Raw genomic sequence first — 1,776 nt, forward strand, 5'->3', positions numbered from 1 at the left:
TTGAGAGTAGTCCTCTCAAAACTAAACAAGACTTTGATTCGTGTAAGGTTCCGTATTATTCCTTAGAAAGGAGGTGATCCAGCCGCAGGTTCTCCTACGGCTACCTTGTTACGACTTCACCCTAATCATCTGTCCCACCTTAGGCGGCGGACTCCCGAAGGTTATCCAACCGACTTTGGGTGTTACAAACTCTCATGGTGTGACGGGCGGTGTGTACAAGACCCGGGAACGTATTCACCGTGGCATGCTGATCCACGATTACTAGCGATTCCAACTTCATGCAGGCGAGTTGCAGCCTGCAATCCGAACTGAGAACGGCTTTAAGAGATTAGCTTGACCTCGCGGTTTCGCAACTCGTTGTACCGTCCATTGTAGCACGTGTGTAGCCCAGGTCATAAGGGGCATGATGATTTGACGTCGTCCCCACCTTCCTCCGGTTTATCACCGGCAGTCTCTTTAGAGTGCCCAACTAAATGCTGGCAACTAAAAACAAGGGTTGCGCTCGTTGCGGGACTTAACCCAACATCTCACGACACGAGCTGACGACAACCATGCACCACCTGTCATTCTGCCCCCGAAGGGGACACCTAATCTCTTAGGCTAACAGAAGATGTCAAGACCTGGTAAGGTTCTTCGCGTAGCATCGAATTAAACCACATGCTCCACCGCTTGTGCGGGTCCCCGTCAATTCCTTTGAGTTTCAACCTTGCGGTCGTACTCCCCAGGCGGAATGCTTAATGCGTTAGCTCCGGCACTGAGAGGCGGAAACCTCCCAACACCTAGCATTCATCGTTTACGGCATGGACTACCAGGGTATCTAATCCTGTTTGCTACCCATGCTTTCGAGCCTCAGCGTCAGATGCAGACCAGATAGCCGCCTTCGCCACTGGTGTTCCTTCATATATCTACGCATTTCACCGCTACACATGAAGTTCCACTATCCTTTCCTGCCCTCAAGTTCCCCAGTTTCCGATGCACTTCTTCGGTTAAGCCGAAGGCTTTCACATCAGACTTAGAAAACCGCCTGCGCTCGCTTTACGCCCAATAAATCCGGACAACGTTTGCCACCTACGTATTACCGCGGCTGCTGGCACGTAGTTAGCCGTGACTTTCTGGTTAGATACCGTCACACCGTAAGCAGTTACTCTTACGATCGTTCTTCTCTAACAACAGAGTTTTACGAGCCGAAACCCTTCTTCACTCACGCGGCGTTGCTCCATCAGACTTTCGTCCATTGTGGAAGATTCCCTACTGCTGCCTCCCGTAGGAGTATGGGCCGTGTCTCAGTCCCATTGTGGCAGATTACCCTCTCAGGTCTGCTACGTATCATCGCCTTGGTGAGCTATTATCTCGCCAACTAGCTAATACGCCGCGGGTCCATCCAGCAGCGATAGCGTACACCATCTTTTAGCTGAAAACCAGGCGGTTTTCAGGTTTATACGGTATTAGCATCTGTTTCCAGGTGTTATCCCCTTCTGCTGGGCAGGTTACCCACGTGTTACTCACCAGTTCGCCACTCGGCTGGATCCAATTGTTCGTCAGTGCAAGCACCGACTAGCAACTGGGCAGCCTCGTTCGACTTGCATGTATTAGGCACGCCGCCAACGTTCGTCCTGAGCCAGGATCAAACTCTCATTTTAAATGAGCGCTTTACTAGCTCGTTTACTGTTACTTGATTGCGAATTGACATCGCACATGTTTCAACTTGAAATCTGAAATCTCAAGCTGCCTTACACTTGTTGTAATCAAAATCTTGTTCAGTTTTCAAAGAACTAC

The 1,776-nt window shown here is 50.2% G+C and carries 1 rRNA gene; it reads right to left on the minus strand.

What is annotated here, in order from left to right:
• Nucleotides 1-66 precede the first annotated feature (66 nt).
• Nucleotides 67-1,640, minus strand: a 16S ribosomal RNA gene (locus tag B808_RS05790).
• Nucleotides 1,641-1,776: the final 136 nt, after the last annotated feature.

Origin of the sequence: Fructilactobacillus florum 8D (genome assembly GCF_000512295.1) — a bacterium.
Lineage (GTDB): Bacteria > Bacillota > Bacilli > Lactobacillales > Lactobacillaceae > Fructilactobacillus > Fructilactobacillus florum.